Origin of the sequence: Bacillus sp. DU-106, assembly GCF_004799705.1 — a bacterium.
In the GTDB taxonomy this organism is placed as follows: domain Bacteria; phylum Bacillota; class Bacilli; order Bacillales; family Bacillaceae_G; genus Bacillus_A; species Bacillus_A cereus.
The window spans coordinates 1,148,269-1,164,604 of the sequence record NZ_CP026607.1 but is presented as its reverse complement, the minus strand read 5'-3'; the positions used below and the strand labels follow the sequence as shown (position 1 = coordinate 1,164,604).

Below are 16,336 nucleotides of genomic sequence, written 5' to 3'. Positions count from 1 at the left end.
ATATTTTTTGTATATTTATATTTCTATTTCATTAAAATTTCCTGTTAAAAAATAAATCTTTGTAAACGTTTCATATTGCTGATTATTCTTACTAAAGTGTTAAAAACAATATTTTTATACTTTTCTAAATTATCAGAGAAAAATGAATTTTATATCTCATAATACTTTATGTATAATTATCCTTTTGTTTTTATCATAAAATAGCACTCTCTTCATAATAAAAATATGTAGGCTAAAATGAGTGCAAAGGTTAAGAAAGTATGTTACGATACATTTTGCTAAAAATAGATATCGGTAAAGAGGGGACGGACATGGCAGCAATTCAGGCAAAAAACGGGCCTACTGAGAAATTAAGTTTATTCTTATTAACATGGCCTATTTTTCTAGAAGTTTTTCTTTTTATGTTAATGGGGATCGCTGATACTTTCATGTTAAGTGCATTATCAGACGATGCTGTATCTGGGGTTGGTGCAGCGAATCAATACCTCCATATCGCTATTTTGGTACTAGAAGTCATCGGGAACGGCGCAGCTATCGTCGTATCTCAATACCTCGGTTCCAAACGCTTTATGGAAGCATCTAAAATATCAGCATTAGCCGTCACATTAAATTTAATAGTTGGGCTCGTTATAAGCGCTGGTTTTCTTTTATTTTCGAAACATATGATGCTCGCAATGAACTTACAAGGCGATGTACTAACGTATGCGCAAAACTACTTATCTATCGTCGGAGGAGCCATCTTCCTACAAGCTATTATTAACTCATTAGCCGCAATTATCCGTGTACACGGTTTCACAAAGCAAGCGATGTTTATTTCACTCGGAATGAATATGATTCATATCGCTGGAAACTATGTACTCATTTTCGGGAAATTTGGTTTCCCTGAGCTCGGTGTACAAGGGGCTGCCATTTCTTCTGCTGTCAGCCGACTTATAGCGCTTATTGTTTTCTTCTGGTTACTATACCGCGTTATGGAATATCGTGTGAAATTACAATATTATTTCACCTTATCAAAAGAATATATCGGGAAAATTTTAAAAATCGGGATTCCATCTGCTTTTGAGCAAGTTATGTATCAAGCTTGTCAAATTGTCTTCTTATACTATGCAACATATTTAGGAACGGAATCGTTAGCGGCTAGACAATACGCTACGAACATTTCTATGTTCACTTATTTATTCGCTATTGCAATTGGTATGGGAACAGCCATTATTATTGGCCGCCTCGTTGGTGGTGGCGAAAAAGATGAAGCATACGAACGCTTGTGGAAAAGTGTAAAATGGGCGATTGGTGTAACTTTATGTATGGTCGCTCTCGTTATTACATTCCGTACACAATTAATGGGACTGTTTACAGATAATCCGTACATTATCGGGTTAGGCGCAAGTGTTCTTTTACTAAGTGTACTACTTGAAACGGGACGTACGATGAATATCGTCATCATTAATTCGCTTCGTGCAGCTGGTGATGCAAAATATCCTGTTTTAATCGGTGCATTCTCTATGGTGTTAATGAGTTTACCACTAGGTTACTTTTTCGCCTTTCATTTAGATATGGGGCTCGTTGGTATTTGGCTAGCAATCGCCATCGACGAATGGACACGTGCCATTATTATGTTCTTCCGCTGGAAAAGTAGAGCGTGGGAGCGTTATGCACTTGTTAAACCTGAAGAACAAGAGGAGAATGTTTCTGTTCAAGTTCAGTAATTTTGCATATGGATATCACTAATGATACATGAGATTTATATCGGCGATTCTTTAAATATATCGACTGACCGACAAATGTATACAATTCTTTTATATAGTAGAAAAAGAGCCATCCTTCCATAACAGAAGAATGGCTCTTTTTCTTATTGATAAATCTCTTTATATTTCTTGTACTCCGTTTCCGAACATAGTACGAAATGTCCCGGGCGAATTTCACGCATTGTTGGTGCTTCACTACCATAATTATGTTGTGATGGATCATATACGATACGTTTACGATTGCGCTCATAATCTGGATCTGGAAGTGGAATCGCTGATAATAGTGATTTCGTATATGGATGAATTGGATTCGCATATAATTCATCACTTGTTGTTAACTCAACGATTTGGCCACGGTACATTACACCAATACGATCACTAATGTATTTTACCATTGATAAATCATGGGCGATGAATAAGTATGTTAAACCTTTTTCTTTTTGTAACTTTTTCAGTAAGTTTACAACTTGCGCCTGAATCGATACGTCAAGTGCTGAGATCGGCTCATCGGCAATGATAAATTCTGGGTCTACAGCAAGCGCTCGAGCGATACCGATACGCTGACGTTGTCCACCTGAGAATTCGTGTGGGAAACGGTTTGCGTGCTCTTTATTTAAACCAACTGTGTTTAATAGTTCATGAACACGGTCCATGCGCTCTTTTTTACTTTTCGCTAATCCGTGAATATCAATACCTTCTGCGATAATATCCCCTACTGTCATACGAGGATTTAATGATGCGTATGGATCTTGGAAAATCATTTGCATTTTACGGTTGAATTTCTTCAGTTCTGCGCGTGATTTCTTACCATGTACGTTTTCACCATCGAACAATACTTCACCAGCAGTTGCATCATATAAACGAATAATCGTTCTTCCAGTTGTCGATTTACCACAACCTGATTCTCCTACAAGACCAAATGTTTCTCCGCGGTAAATATCAAATGAAATATCATTAACCGCTTTGACAACACCACCACTCACGTCGAAGTGCTGCTTTACATTTTTTACTTCAATTAATTTCTCACGTTGTTTAGTCATGTTGTTCACCTGCTTTCATTTGAAGAATGCGTTTTTCAACGACTGCTGGCGGTTTTACTTCTGGAGCTTGCTCGTGAAGTAACCAAGTTGCCGCATAGTGCGTATCACTTACTTTAAATAAAGGTGGGTCCATTTCAAAATCAATTTTCAGTGCCTGTGGGTTACGTGGTGCAAAAGCATCTCCCTTTGGCGGCTTCAATAAATCTGGAGGCGTTCCAGGGATTGCATATAACTCTTCTTCTGAACCATCTAAACTTGGCATAGATGCGATTAAACCCCAAGTATATGGATGTTTCGGATTGTAGAAAATTTCATCTACAGTTCCAATTTCAACAACTTTACCAGCGTACATAACTGCCACTCGGTCCGCAACGTTTGCTACTACACCTAAGTCATGCGTAATGAAAATGATTGCTGCTTCTGTTTTTTGCTGAATGTCTTTCATAAGTTCTAAAATTTGTGCCTGAATCGTAACGTCTAGCGCTGTTGTCGGCTCATCGGCAATTAATAATTTCGGGTTACAAGCTAACGCCATCGCAATAACTACACGCTGTCTCATACCACCTGAGAATTGGTGAGGATATTGTTTTAAACGAGCTTCTGGATTTGGAATACCTACAAGGTCAATTAATTCTAAAGCAACTTTACGTGCATCTGCTTTACTCATCCCTTGGTGTTTAATTAGACCTTCCATAATTTGATTTCCAATTGTCATCGTTGGGTTTAATGATGTCATTGGATCTTGGAAAATCATCGCGATATCTTTACCGCGTACTTGCTGCATTTCTTTTTCTGTTAATTTCGTTAAGTCACGACCTTCAAATACGATTTCACCATTTTTAATGCGTCCAGGAGGATTCGGAATTAATCCCATTAACGCTTTAGAAGTAACTGATTTCCCTGAACCAGATTCTCCTACAATCGCCAATGTTTCTCCTTTTTTCAAATCAAAAGTAACGCCGCGTACAGCTTGTACTTCACCTGCATGTGTATCAAAGGAGACTTGTAAATCTTTTACCTCTAACAATGTTTTCATCTTTGCCTCTCCCCTCTTTTACTTACGCATTTTTGGATCTAACGCGTCGCGTAATCCGTCTGCCATTAAGTTAAACGCTAAAATTAATATACTGATGACAACCGCAGGGATGAACATCATATGCGGATACGTTTGAATAGATTTATAACCATCATTTACAAGAGAACCTAGTGACGCAAATGGCGGCTGAATTCCTAAACCGATGAAACTTAAGAACGCTTCACCAAACACCGCTGATGGAATTGTAAACATTGTCATTACGATAATAGGTCCCATTACGTTTGGAATTAAATGTTTCACAATTAATTGTGTATTTGTTGCACCTAATGTACGAGATGCTAATACATATTCTTGGTTTTTTAACTTTAAGATTTGTCCACGAACAATACGCGACATCCCTATCCAACCTGTAATCGCCATCGCGAGTGTAATTGACCAAATACCAGATCCCATAATGATTACCATTAAAATAACGATGATTAAGTATGGAATACCGTTAATAATCTCCATAATACGTTGCATAATGTTATCTACTCTACCGCCGTAGAATGCTGAAATACCTCCGTATGCAACCCCAATTACTAAGTCAATTGCTGCTGCTAAAAGAGCGATATATAATGATACGCGTGTACCTTCCCATGTTCTTGTCCATAAGTCACGGCCAAGATCATCTGTACCAAACCAGAAGTACTCTTTAATATCACGTTTTTCATATTGGTCAACACCATATTGATCTGTACCGTCAAATGGTAACCAATGAACATTTTCAATAACTGGAATTTTTGGTGGTAATTTCGCTCGACCTAAATCTTGCTCTTTATACGAGTGTTTACTTACCATCGGTCCAAAAATCGCTAATAGTGCAATGATAACTAATAATACAAGGCCAAGCATCGCACCTTTATGTTGGAATAAACGTCTTCTTACATCTTGCCAAAACGTTAGGCTTGGACGGGCAATGACTTCATTATCAACATTATTTTGATTGGCTTGTTGAAATAAATCTGGAGATAATTTTTGTACATCTTTCATCATTTTTTCCCTCCCGCTAAACGAATACGAGGATCAATAATTCCGTATAAAATATCGACAATGAAAATAACTAAAATGAAGATTGCACTATAGAAAATCGTAGTTCCCATAATAACTGTATAGTCATTTAAAGTAATCGATTTAACGAATTGTTCCCCAAGTCCTGGTACAGCATAAATTTGCTCGATAACAAGTGTTCCTGTAATTAATGCCGCAACCATTGGTCCTAAAATTGTTACAACTGGAATTAACGCATTACGAAGTGCATGTTTGACAATAATAACGCCTTGGCTAATTCCTTTCGCTTTCGCTGTTAAAATGTAATCGGCTTGCATAACTTCAATTAATTCTGCACGAGAGAAACGTGCGATTGTTGCGATAACTCCCATCGATAATGCAATTGTAGGCATTACAGTAAACTCTGGTCCTTTCCAGAATGCTACTGGGAACCAGCCAAGTTTTACCCCTACGAAATATTGCAGTAATGCGGCGAATACGAATGATGGTACCGACATTCCGAGTACCGAAATAACTGTTGCACTATAATCTACCCACGTATTATTACGAAGTGCGGCAACAATACCTAAAATTAAACCGATAAATGTTCCTAATATAATCGCTTGTAAACCTAATTGGGCTGATGGTCCAATACGATCCACAATCATGTCTGTTACTGGGCGGTTATCATATTGGAATGATACCCCTAAATCACCTTTTGCTAGGTTACCTAAGTAACGTGCGTATTGAACTGGTACCGGATCATTCAATCCGTATTTTTCAAGAATGATTTCTTTTTGTGCCGGTGATAGCTTCTCCTGGTTTTTAAGCGGAGAACCCGGAAGTAATTTCATCAAAAAGAAAGTCAGTGTAGTAATTAAAAATAATGTCAAAGCCATGTACACGAAACGTTTTAATACATAACGTCCCATATCAAGCACCTCCCCGTTTTTCTCAAAAGCAATAAGATAGTTTAAAATATTCTTACTTTTATTTTTTTAAAATAAGAGCATATGCCCATCATAGGCATATACCCTTGTAAACGATGGAAAAAAAGATTATTTTTGTTCAACAGATGCCCATTTGTAAGTTAATTTACCACCATAGTTAATTGGGATAATATCTTTTACGGCACCTTTTACTACATACGCTGAACCTTTTTGGAAGATTGGAGTGATAACTGCATCCTCTTTAATTAACATCTTCTCTACTTCTAGAAGGTTGTCCCAGCGAGCTTGTAAATCTTTTGTATCTGTTTTAGCTTTTAGGATTAACTCATCATATTTCTGATTAGAATACCCTGTTTTATTTTGAGAACCATTCGTAACAAACATATCTAAATATGAGATTGGATCTGGGAAATCTGGTCCCCAAATACCAAACGCAATATCATATTGCTGAGAATCTTCTAATTTATTTTTTTGTGCGAATGGTTGCTGTTTAATTTTAATTGATAAACCTGGTAAGTTCTTTTCCATCTCACCTTTTAAGAATTCCCCAACTTTTTTAGCATCTTCATTATCAAAGTTTAAGAATTCTAGTTCGATTTTATCAGTTCCAAGCTCTTTCTTCGCTGTTTCCCAAAGCTTTTTCGCTTCTTTTGGATTTGTTTCAACTAGCTTTCCATTTTCAGCTCGGAAATCTTTTTTATTCGGACCTTCAGCGAAATCTTTTCCAACAAATCCGTAAGCTCCAATTGCACCGTTATTTAAAATAACTTTTGCAATGTTATCACGGTCAAAGGACATTGAAATTGCTTTTCTTAAGTTTTTATTACTTAAGTACTGATTACTTTGATTAAATCTTAAGTAAGCAACCCCTGCTTCTTTTCTTGTTTGGAACTCTGGGCTTTTTCTAAACTTATCAACAAATTCAGACGTTAAAGCCGCTCGATCAATCGCGTTTGTCTCATATAAATTTACATCAGTTGCTGTATTTTTTACAATATTAAAGTTGATTTCTTCGATTTTAACCGTTTTATTATCCCAATATGAAGGATTCTTCTTGAATTGGAAACTTTGTTCATGTTTCCAATCACTCATAACGAATGGACCGTTATATAATGTTGTATTTGCCTCTAAACCAAATTTATCCCCTTGTGCTTTTACAAAGTTTTCATTTAGTGGGTAAAATACTGGATAAACTGTTAAATCGATAAAGTAAGGAACGGGATTGTCTAATTCTACTTCTAATGTATAATCATCAATCGCTTTTACACCTAATTGGTCAGCAGGTAATTCTTTTTTATGAATTTTCTCTGCATTTTTAATATCGAACATAATGTACGAATACGTTGCTTTTGTATCTGGATTTACTGCTCTTTTCCATGAATACACAAAATCTTTAGCTGTTACAGGTTCCCCATTCGACCATTTCGCATCTTTTCTTAATTTAAATATGTATTTCTTCCCATCATCTAGCTTTTCGACATCTTCTGCAACTCCAGGCATTCTCTTTTGATCTTTGCCAATACGATATAAACCTTCCATCGTATTATTTAATGCTGTAGAAGATGAAGAATCAGATGCCAATGATGCATCCATTGACGGAATTTCAGATAACTCTGTTAAATTAAGAATCTGTTTTCCGTTACTACTACTCGTAGCGTTCTCTTTCCCTTTTGCTTTTGCGTCATCTTTTTGGTAGCTACACGCGCTAAGCAACATACTTGCAGTTAAAGTTGATGCAAGTAATAACGGTATCTTTTTCTTCATGTTGTGTTGCCTCCCCTAATTGCACTTCCTGTACCCTCACTTGTTAAAAAGTAGAATTGAAAGAATAATCTCCAAGTTTCTACAATTTTCATTATACATATAATATAACAATTGTGAATATAGTTTTTTGTTTTTTTGTTAAAATTTTTAATAAAATATTTATATTTTTAATTTTTCGTAAAGGGATACATTAACATTGCTACCATCATCTTAAAATCAGACCTTTAATTGCGTATAATTTTCAAAAAATTAATCCTAGTACTTATTATAGCTTTTATAGTATAATAATTCTAGTAATATTTTGACGGAGGGGAATATTTTGAATAAAGTTTTTTTTCATACTTGTATACTAATTTTTATAGCGATGATTGCTTCTAGTATTGGTGCATTCCTCATTTCATCTCAATTTTTGTTGAACTTTGTCAACATTTTGTTTTATATTGCACTGTTTTTTATTCTTATCGGCGGTTTTTTATACATATTTCAAAATGGTTTTTTCAATGTAACCATTTACGCATTCCAAAGAGTATTTGGTACGAACAAAAAGATTGACTCTTTAATTGAAGAAGTCGAGGAACCTACAGATAAGAAAGAACGTATTTATAAAACATATTCATTCAAATGGACATATCCAATTTGTATTACAGGTATCTTCCTTGGGTTGTTCTCGACCCTCATTAGCTTTACTATTTTGATGTAGTTTGCAAACACTATCCCATATGATATAATAATCAGCAAAACATTTTGTTATAAAACTTTAGTTCTTTCATATTAAAAGAGCTCAAGTAACAATAAATAAATTTATATGTATGCGATGATAAAGAAGAGTACATATTGAGGCAATTTCAGAGAGCTTGTGGTTGGTGTGAACAAGTAATTGTACAGTATGGAATGGGCTTTTGAGCACCAAACCGAACCGAAAGTAGTAGGCTTTGGCGTTATATCCAAACGTTATTATGGATTAGAGAGATTTCACAGTAGTGAAATAATTAGGGTGGTACCACGGTCCATTCGTCCCTATAGTTTTTGGGATGAATGGGCTTTTTTGTTTGCCTTCTCTTCCCCACATCACGCATTCTATTTTAGGAGGAATTACTTATGTCAGTTATCTTTTCTGGTATTCAACCAAGTGGAACGATTACACTTGGAAACTATTTAGGAGCAATGAAGCAGTTTACAGAGCTTCAAAATGAACACGACTGTTATTTCTGTATTGTAAACCAACATGCGATTACAGTACCTCAAGATCCCGTCGGGCTTCGTAAAAACATCCGCAGTCTTGCTGCACTTTATGTAGCATGCGGCATCGATCCTGAAAAAGCTACTTTATTTGTACAATCAGAAGTACCAGCACACGCTCAACTAGGATGGATCATGCAATCTGTTGCTTACGTTGGAGAATTAGAACGTATGACGCAATATAAAGATAAAGCTTCTGGTAGAGATTCAGTTCCAGCTGGATTACTTACGTATCCACCATTAATGGCTGCTGATATTTTACTTTACAACACTGAAATCGTGCCGGTTGGTGATGACCAAAAGCAACATATCGAATTAACACGTGACTTAGCAGAGCGTTTCAACAAACGTTACCGCGAAATCTTCACAATGCCTGAAATTCGCATTCCAAAAGTAGGAGCTCGCGTTATGTCATTAACAGAGCCTACGAAAAAAATGAGTAAATCTGATCCGAATCCAAAATCAATGATTAGTATGCTTGATGAGCCAAAAACAATTGAAAAGAAAATTAAGAGTGCTGTAACTGACTCTGAAGGTATTGTGAAATTTGATAAGGAAAACAAACCTGGTATCTCTAATTTATTAACAATCTACTCTTCATTCTCTGGAAAAACAGTTGAAGAAATCGAAGCAATGTACGAAGGAAAAGGATACGGCGACTTCAAAGGCGACCTAGCGCAAGTAGTCGTAGAAGCTATTCGTCCAATCCAAGACAAATATAACGAACTAATCAACTCACCAGAACTAGACGAAATCCTAGACAAAGGTGCAGAAAAAGCAAACCGCGTTGCATTCAAACAACTACGCAAAGTAGAAAACGCAATGGGACTAAGCAGAAAACGTAGGTAACATATAAAGCGGAGGCAGCTCGTTCAGCTCTGACTGGATAAGGTTCTTTCGCATAGAAGACGCTTTTTGTCTTCTTATGCGGAAGGTTCTTAGACACGAAGAGCTCGCTGCCGGAGCTGGATTTCTACAAAAAGCGGAGGCGACTGCTTAGCCCTGACGGCTAAGGTTCTTTCCCACAGAAGGTGCTTTTTACCTTCTTGTGGGGAAGGTTCTTAGACGCGAAGAGCTCGTTTAGAATGTGAGGGGGATGGAGCTCCTGACGTAGAGGCGCTTTTTGCCTCGCAGGGAGGCGCGAAGCCACCGAACATTCTTGCCGCTGGAACTAGATTTCTACAAAATTAAAAAACCGCCAATTGGCGGTTTTTTAATTTACCTTTTGCTCATTTTCCATTTCCCATAACTTTTCAAAAAATGGCTGTCCTTTTACGAGACGCTCGCATAATTGTTCGTGCTTATCAGACCAGCCAGCTTTCGCTTCATCATACAGCTTAGCCCAAATATCTTCAAATTCCATATGTTGAACCATTCCATATGCTGATGGATCCCACTCTGTGAACCAATAGCGAATTTCTGCTGTGTTTTTCGTTGTATGTAATTGATCTAACGCCATAAATAATAATTGTTTTAGCTGTCTTTCTTTACGAGTCAAGCCATTCATAATGAAAGGCGATGGTGATAAAATATGATGTTCTTTTTCTGTTTCTTCTACTTGGAACTCATACTTTTCTGCTTGTACGTTTTCTACCATCTCATATACCATCTGCTCTTGGCGTGGTATAAGTCTACTTTTGCGAATTGGTACATTGTAACCAATTGTGTCAATGGCAATAATGCCTTTCCCATCTGTAACAACAAAGCAATACTCTTGCTGCAAACGTTCATGATTTTTACGAATATAAGCCTTATGATGTACGTCTTCCAGCATTTTTTGCGGAAGCTCTAACAATTCGTTCTCGATGTAATGATATAATGTGGCATCTACTTTTAATAATGGCACTTGATCTAATAGCTCAATCGTATCATCTTTCCGCCATTCGTAAAAATGACAAACGTTATACCCATTCTCTTCACCTTCAAACCAATTTACCCATACATCATGTAGATATAACATTCACTACCCCTCACTTCACTACTGTTTGTACCAATCATTATGTTCATTTTTGCTTAACTTTATTCCACTTGAGGAAATATATTCTAATTATTATTTTTTCTTCTATTAATACTAAAAAAACAGGAAATAGAATTCCTGTTTTTTTATATATGAAATGTATTTGCTTTATTCAATATTTCTTTTGCATCTATAGATAATAAAGAAAGTGTATCTTCTCCTTCCAAAGTTACACAATCTTTGACAATATGAAATCCAAGCGCATAGCCAAGCATCTTCGGATAAGAGTGAAAGCCATTTAATAAGATGTCATGTTCCCTTGTTCCTCGTTTTATACTTATTCTTTCATGTACAACATTTTTCCAATAATAAACAGCCTCTTCTTTTGAAAGATACGCCGTCCACGGTGCATTGTTTTTTTCTGTATACCTTTCTGTTACTGCTTGTTCCGCTAGCCCTTCCATAATCATCGTATCAAGTAATGTATATTCTGTTTCTTTCGTCTCAATTTGATGTAACCTGCATATGTGATGATATTCATGCGCCAATAACACTTTTAATTCTTCTACCGAATTCCGCCCACATACGAATAAGAAAATAACATGACGCATAGATAATCCAGCCCTACCGTTATACTCTTCTTGTACAGTTCGATTATAGGAATCTGATAATAAAATAAAGACAGGGACATCTGGACCTTTTAACCAATTTTTCAGTTTATCATACTCCAGGCTCAATTCTTTCCAAATTTCCTTTTCCTCTAATTCTTTAATTTCCTTTTCTCCGCGCATGATCGGGCGATACATCCCTTTTGAAATTAAAAAGCGATACAACCTTTCTTTTGGCAACGGAATATACTTCGTAAATTTCTCACAAAGTTTTTCTGGCCGTCCATAATATAAATGTAGCCATTCAGCTGTTTCAACAATCCCCATCTTTATCCCTCCTTTTTCTTATGTATATGCTACAGGAGAAAAAGGCGTAAAAATAAATAAGGAGTTTTTTCGCAATCTATTGCGAAAAAACTCCTTATTTCATCGATTATTTATACGATTTAAATACTAACACTGCGTTATGACCACCGAATCCTAATGAGTTACTTAATACTGCATTTACTTCTTGGTGTCTCGCTTGATTTGGTACGTAATCTAAGTCACATTCTGGATCTGGTGTCTCATAGTTAATTGTTGGAGGAATTACTCCGTCTGTAATTGATTTAATAGAGAAAATCGCTTCAACAGCACCAGCTGCTCCTAATAAGTGACCTGTCATTGATTTCGTTGAGCTAATCGCTACTTTATACGCGTGCTCGCCGAAAGTTTCTTTAATTGCCATCGTTTCATATTTTTCATTCGCATCAGTACTTGTACCGTGCGCATTAATGTAATCAATATCTTCTGGCTGTAGGCCTGCATCAGCTAAAGCTTGACGCATTGCACGCACTCCGCCTTCCCCACCAGGAGCAGGCATTGTAATATGGAACGCATCTCCAGTTGCACCATAACCAGCAATTTCCGCGTAAATGTGAGCACCGCGTGCTAATGCGTGCTCTAATTCTTCAAGAATTAGAATACCTGAACCTTCACCCATTACGAAACCGCTACGGTTTTTATCAAATGGACGGCAAGCCGTTGCTGGGTCTTCATTAAATGTTAATGCTTTCGCTGAGCTAAATCCTGCGAATGCCATACTTGTTAGCGGTGCTTCTGCTCCGCCTGTAATCATTGCATCAGCATCACCACGCTGAATTGCTTTAAATGCATCACCAATTGAGTTTGCACCAGATGCACAAGCCGTTACAGAACAAGTGTTAATTCCTTTTGCTCCTGTTGCGATTGATACTTGACCTGCTGCCATATCTGGAATCATCATCGGCACGAAGAATGGGCTCACGCGGCGTGGGCCTTTCTCAGTAAAAATCTTAAATTGTTCTTCGTATGTTTCCATACCGCCAATACCAGATCCAATCCATACACCAATTCGAGGTCCGTTTTCTTCTGTAATTTCAAGCTTTGCATCTGCAACTGCCATTTTCGCTGCTGCTACTGCATATTGTGTAAAGCGATCCATACGGCGCGCTTCTTTTTTATCAATATATTTCTCGACTTCAAAGTCGTTAATTTCCGCTGCTACTTTTGCTGGAAATAGTTCTGGATCAATTCTTGTAAGTCGCCCGATTCCAGATACACCCTTTTTAATGTTTTCCCACGCTGTTTCAACATCTGTTCCGACCGGTGTAACAGCTCCTAGTCCTGTAATTACGACCCTCTTTTTTTCCATACAAAATACACTCCTTTTTTTCTCTCAGTCCTTATTTACCCCAACGAAGAGCGACTGCTCCCCATGTTAATCCGCCGCCAAAACCAACAAGTATAATTAAATCACCGTCTTGAATACGTCCGTTTTGCAATTCCTCTACCATTGCAATCGGAATTGAAGAAGCTGATGTATTACCGAACTTCTCAATCGTCATACTCATTTTTTCTTGTGGTAAATTTAACCTCTCTCTTGCAGATTCCATAATACGAATGTTTGCTTGATGCGGTACTAAGAAATCCACATCTTCTTTCGTAAGACCAGCTTTATCTAAAACGCGAAGACAAGAATCACCAAGTTGACGAACGGCAAATTTAAACACTTCTCTGCCATTCATCATAACATACTCGTCTTGATAAAGGTGCTTGCCGCCACTTCCGTCTGCTCCTAATTCAAAAGATAGAACGCCTTTACCTTCTGAAACAGCTCCCATTACGACAGCACCGGCTCCGTCTCCAAATAGTACTGCTGTATTTCGATCGTTCCAGTCTACAATTTTAGATAGTTTATCACTACCAACTACTAATACATTTTTATACGTTCCTGTTTGAATAAATTGCTGCGCTGTAATCATTCCGTACATAAAACCAGCACATGCTGCACTTAAATCCATTGCGGCTGCATGTTTCGCTCCTATTGCTTCTTGAATTACACAAGCAACTGCTGGAAAAGCACGATCTGGTGTTACTGTTGCTACTAAAATAAGATCGATATCCTCTCCGCTAATTCCTGCATCTTCAAGTGCTTTTTTAGAAGCCTCTACGGCCATATATGAAGTATCTATTGTATCATCGGCAATGCGTCTTTCTGCAATTCCCGTTCTCGTACGAATCCATTCATCGGATGTTTCCATTATTTTCTCTAAATCGTGATTTGTGACTACTTTTTCTGGCACATATCTTCCGATCCCTAAAATGCCCACGTTCACATCGCAGCCCTCCGTTTTATATCAATTATTATGACTTGGTACTAATTTTAAAACATAAATGTATTTTTGTCTAGAATATATTTCGCATAAAACAGAAAGCTAACGCATTATTCACGTTATTTTTCATTAAAAGAAACAGAAACATACCTCTCAAATATAAAAAGACTCAAACCGCTTCTATTTACAGTTCGATCCTCTCTTTCATCTAAAAAGATGCTTTTTTATTCTTTATCTGCTTTCCTTCTAAACTAGAGAGTTCTCCTCACTACTTTTCCTTTATCCTCTTCATATCTCTGGTTTTCCCCCAGGCGAGAATAAAAAAGGCCCTGACCGCTTCTATCCACGGTTCGGGCCTCTCTTCCATCTTAAAAAGATGCTTTTTATTCTTTTTATTCTTTATCTGCTTTCCCGAGCTCATAGGCCTCGTTCATAACTTTCATTAACAACTCTAACACCGGCTGTGCCTTCTCCATATCAAGTGCAATTCCATTATCATCTAAAATTGCCTTTGCTTCCGGTAAATGCTTCATTGCGATTTGTAAAAACTGCATGCTTTTTTCGTTCATATTATGCTCTTCCTCTCCATTAAAACTTTCACATACAATAGTGTAACACGCGTACTACCCTTCGTATAACTCTTTATATTTTTTCATGTGTGCCAGTTGCTTATTTAAACCGTATTCTAACGGAGTATTTCTTTTTATTGAAATTACCTTGATAGCCTCATCTCTTACTTCGTTATTATTTTTATTTACTTTATCATCCGCGCGTAAAAGATTCATACCTTTTTCCCATAATGACTGTTTACCACTAAGTAAATTGTATATACCAAGATGCGCCCCGTTCGTTCCATTTTCCCATAAGTATTCACATACATCTTCAACGTAAAGTAAATCATTCCCCTTTTCCTCAATCGTACAACGGCACTCTTTTTCACCTAATTCTGATAAAATAAGCTGATGAAACATCATAAAGGACGGTTGCCACGGTCCATATAATGTTGGAACTCGAAATACACTATATTGTAAATTCCCTTTTTTCAATCCTTCTTCTACTTTCAAAAATAGTCGCTTATTTTCGGATTCATCTGTACTGCCTACTTCAATAGAAGAAATTAAATTTAACTTCACTTTTTGTTCTTCACACATTCTTATAATTCGCTTTAAATATTGTAATATGACTCTTTCATTCCGAAATCCACTTTGCTGATTTGGCTCATATAAGCAAAAGTAAACAGTATCGAATCTCTCTTCCTCAACCGATCTCCATCCATCTTCATCTCTTATCGAATAATACGTAAATAATGCATTTCGCCCAATTAATAATAACTTCTCTTCATTAATTTTCGTCATACTATCGAATTCATCAAAATCAAGACCATATACTTCCACTTCTTCTGCAATCATTTTATTTACAAGGTGATAACCTACAAACGTAAGTGCACCTACAATTAGCACGCGTTCCATACCACCAACCCTTTCCCTCTGAAACAAATAGCTCCTCATTTATGTATATGGGAGCTTCATAATTCTTCTTCATATTTTTTAAAGAAATCGGTCGTTTGCCTAACCATTTTATATTTCACATCTTGCAGATGGAACAAGACAGAAGTATCACATTGATTTAGTTGCCTCATTTTCTCATATCTACGCAACTGCTGTTTTCTTCCTCTTTTTTCTTGTGTTGATACGAAAATTTTAACAGGTACACAAGATGGAAGAAGCGTAAATGATTTCTTATTTATTTTTGATTCTAATTCTTCTTCTTTGGCATCATACGCCAAACTTAATTCCTTCACGAGTCTCTTGTAAAAAAACTTATGCTCTTTCTCAAACTCCACATATTCTGGTAAATCTAAACACGGATTTAACATAATGACAGAGCGTATACACTCAGGGTATTTGTTCATCATTTCGAGTGCTACAAGTGCTCCCATACCATCTGCCATAATATGCATTTTCGCATTCAATGTCTCTTTTCTCAACACAACGTCATATAAACGTTTCGCTAGACGAACAGATTGGTCGTTTCCCCAATGTCTTCCGTATAAATTAGAAGAAAAGACTGTGTAGCCTTGCTCAATAAGGCCATGTAAAAAATAAGATCTACCCGCATGCTGTGTCCATAAACTTGTACCATTCTCAATAAAGTAGTTATAATCACCGAGGAGCATAACAGAAAATCCATTTGGCTTCTCCGGTAAATAAATGACACATGGTTCTTTTTCTAAGTAAAAAAAACGTTCCGTAATACTCATTTTTCCCCCGCCTTATTTTCTAAACATATAAAACCACTCTTTTATAATGTATGAACGGAATGCAAATTTGCGTTG

15 protein-coding genes and 1 other annotated feature are annotated in these 16,336 nt (G+C 36.8%); of the genes, 3 read left to right on the top strand and 12 right to left on the bottom strand.

The annotated features are described in order from the left end of the window. Nucleotides 1-260: 260 nt before the first annotated feature. Complete coding sequence (locus C3Y97_RS06010) at nucleotides 261-1,706, top strand: MATE family efflux transporter (protein WP_002164600.1); 1,446 nt, start codon at nucleotides 261-263, stop codon at nucleotides 1,704-1,706. Between the two features lie 143 nt (nucleotides 1,707-1,849). On the opposite strand, the gene C3Y97_RS06005 is transcribed toward C3Y97_RS06010, so the two are convergent. From C3Y97_RS06005 to C3Y97_RS05985, 5 genes are all read right to left on the bottom strand, one after another. Continuing rightward, entirely contained in the window at nucleotides 1,850-2,785 is a 936-nt protein-coding gene (locus C3Y97_RS06005; RefSeq protein ID WP_136363196.1) for an ABC transporter ATP-binding protein, read from the bottom strand. Beyond that, complete coding sequence (locus C3Y97_RS06000) at nucleotides 2,778-3,821, bottom strand: ABC transporter ATP-binding protein (RefSeq protein ID WP_000854346.1); 1,044 nt, start codon at nucleotides 3,819-3,821, stop codon at nucleotides 2,778-2,780. The genes C3Y97_RS06005 and C3Y97_RS06000 overlap by 8 nt, the downstream gene beginning before the upstream one ends. Before the next feature lie 18 nt (nucleotides 3,822-3,839). Next, nucleotides 3,840-4,856 carry an oligopeptide ABC transporter permease gene (opp3C, locus tag C3Y97_RS05995; protein WP_000974106.1) on the bottom strand — a complete coding sequence of 339 codons (1,017 nt, stop codon included), beginning with the start codon at nucleotides 4,854-4,856 and terminating at the stop codon, nucleotides 3,840-3,842. Next, nucleotides 4,853-5,782 carry an oligopeptide ABC transporter permease gene (opp3b, locus tag C3Y97_RS05990; RefSeq protein ID WP_000534167.1) on the bottom strand — a complete coding sequence of 310 codons (930 nt, stop codon included), beginning with the start codon at nucleotides 5,780-5,782 and terminating at the stop codon, nucleotides 4,853-4,855. Before opp3b ends, opp3C begins: the two co-directional genes overlap by 4 nt. 126 nt (nucleotides 5,783-5,908) lie before the next feature. Then, nucleotides 5,909-7,564 (bottom strand): peptide ABC transporter substrate-binding protein, encoded by a 1,656-nt coding sequence (locus tag C3Y97_RS05985; protein WP_000727217.1) that lies wholly within the window; start codon nucleotides 7,562-7,564, stop codon nucleotides 5,909-5,911. A gap of 319 nt (nucleotides 7,565-7,883) precedes the next feature. On the opposite strand from C3Y97_RS05985, the gene C3Y97_RS05975 reads away from it, so the two are divergent. Beyond that, the gene (locus C3Y97_RS05975) at nucleotides 7,884-8,264 is read left to right on the top strand and encodes a DUF3899 domain-containing protein (protein WP_001044997.1); all 381 of its coding nucleotides are present in this window, start codon (nucleotides 7,884-7,886) and stop codon (nucleotides 8,262-8,264) included. Nucleotides 8,265-8,369: 105 nt separating this feature from the next. Continuing rightward, nucleotides 8,370-8,586 (top strand) — a binding site (T-box leader). Nucleotides 8,587-8,662: 76 nt separating this feature from the next. Next, on the top strand, nucleotides 8,663-9,652 hold the full coding sequence (gene trpS / locus C3Y97_RS05970; RefSeq protein ID WP_000110982.1) for a tryptophan--tRNA ligase: 990 nt from the start codon (nucleotides 8,663-8,665) through the stop codon (nucleotides 9,650-9,652). 364 nt (nucleotides 9,653-10,016) lie between these two features. Here trpS and C3Y97_RS05960 read toward each other — a convergent pair whose 3' ends face one another. From C3Y97_RS05960 to C3Y97_RS05930, 7 genes are all read right to left on the bottom strand, one after another. Further along, entirely contained in the window at nucleotides 10,017-10,763 is a 747-nt protein-coding gene (locus C3Y97_RS05960; RefSeq protein ID WP_050252206.1) for a YjbA family protein, read from the bottom strand. Between the two features lie 143 nt (nucleotides 10,764-10,906). Next, nucleotides 10,907-11,695: a DUF2268 domain-containing putative Zn-dependent protease gene (locus tag C3Y97_RS05955; RefSeq protein ID WP_000513277.1), complete on the bottom strand. Its 789-nt coding sequence runs from the start codon at nucleotides 11,693-11,695 to the stop codon at nucleotides 10,907-10,909. A gap of 106 nt (nucleotides 11,696-11,801) precedes the next feature. Then, on the bottom strand, nucleotides 11,802-13,040 hold the full coding sequence (gene fabF, locus C3Y97_RS05950; protein ID WP_000412656.1) for a beta-ketoacyl-ACP synthase II: 1,239 nt from the start codon (nucleotides 13,038-13,040) through the stop codon (nucleotides 11,802-11,804). 31 nt (nucleotides 13,041-13,071) lie between these two features. Beyond that, nucleotides 13,072-14,004 carry a beta-ketoacyl-ACP synthase III gene (fabH, locus tag C3Y97_RS05945; protein WP_001100547.1) on the bottom strand — a complete coding sequence of 311 codons (933 nt, stop codon included), beginning with the start codon at nucleotides 14,002-14,004 and terminating at the stop codon, nucleotides 13,072-13,074. Nucleotides 14,005-14,393: 389 nt separating this feature from the next. Beyond that, the gene (locus C3Y97_RS05940) at nucleotides 14,394-14,570 is read right to left on the bottom strand and encodes a ComZ family protein (RefSeq protein WP_001986215.1); all 177 of its coding nucleotides are present in this window, start codon (nucleotides 14,568-14,570) and stop codon (nucleotides 14,394-14,396) included. Between the two features lie 54 nt (nucleotides 14,571-14,624). Continuing rightward, nucleotides 14,625-15,497, bottom strand: a complete 873-nt coding sequence (locus C3Y97_RS05935; RefSeq protein WP_002204825.1) for an NAD-dependent epimerase/dehydratase family protein — start codon at nucleotides 15,495-15,497, stop codon at nucleotides 14,625-14,627. 29 nt (nucleotides 15,498-15,526) lie between these two features. Next, on the bottom strand, nucleotides 15,527-16,261 hold the full coding sequence (locus tag C3Y97_RS05930; RefSeq protein WP_000028712.1) for a lipase family protein: 735 nt from the start codon (nucleotides 16,259-16,261) through the stop codon (nucleotides 15,527-15,529). Between the last annotated feature and the right edge of the window lie 75 nt (nucleotides 16,262-16,336).

What these genes read in the sequence shown, in the direction of transcription:
- C3Y97_RS05960 (WP_050252206.1), bottom strand. Translation starts at nt 10,763, where the DNA reads ATGTTATATCTACATGATGTATGGGTAAATTGGTTTGAAGGTGAAGAG.
- C3Y97_RS05930 (WP_000028712.1), bottom strand. Translation starts at nt 16,261, where the DNA reads ATGAGTATTACGGAACGTTTTTTTTACTTAGAAAAAGAACCATGTGTC.
- opp3b (WP_000534167.1), bottom strand. Translation starts at nt 5,782, where the DNA reads ATGGGACGTTATGTATTAAAACGTTTCGTGTACATGGCTTTGACATTA.
- C3Y97_RS06000 (WP_000854346.1), bottom strand. Translation starts at nt 3,821, where the DNA reads ATGAAAACATTGTTAGAGGTAAAAGATTTACAAGTCTCCTTTGATACA.
- C3Y97_RS05940 (WP_001986215.1), bottom strand. Translation starts at nt 14,570, where the DNA reads ATGAACGAAAAAAGCATGCAGTTTTTACAAATCGCAATGAAGCATTTA.
- C3Y97_RS06010 (WP_002164600.1), top strand. Translation starts at nt 261, where the DNA reads ATGTTACGATACATTTTGCTAAAAATAGATATCGGTAAAGAGGGGACG.
- C3Y97_RS06005 (WP_136363196.1), bottom strand. Translation starts at nt 2,785, where the DNA reads ATGACTAAACAACGTGAGAAATTAATTGAAGTAAAAAATGTAAAGCAG.
- C3Y97_RS05955 (WP_000513277.1), bottom strand. Translation starts at nt 11,695, where the DNA reads ATGGGGATTGTTGAAACAGCTGAATGGCTACATTTATATTATGGACGG.
- trpS (WP_000110982.1), top strand. Translation starts at nt 8,663, where the DNA reads ATGTCAGTTATCTTTTCTGGTATTCAACCAAGTGGAACGATTACACTT.
- fabF (WP_000412656.1), bottom strand. Translation starts at nt 13,040, where the DNA reads ATGGAAAAAAAGAGGGTCGTAATTACAGGACTAGGAGCTGTTACACCG.
- opp3C (WP_000974106.1), bottom strand. Translation starts at nt 4,856, where the DNA reads ATGATGAAAGATGTACAAAAATTATCTCCAGATTTATTTCAACAAGCC.
- C3Y97_RS05985 (WP_000727217.1), bottom strand. Translation starts at nt 7,564, where the DNA reads ATGAAGAAAAAGATACCGTTATTACTTGCATCAACTTTAACTGCAAGT.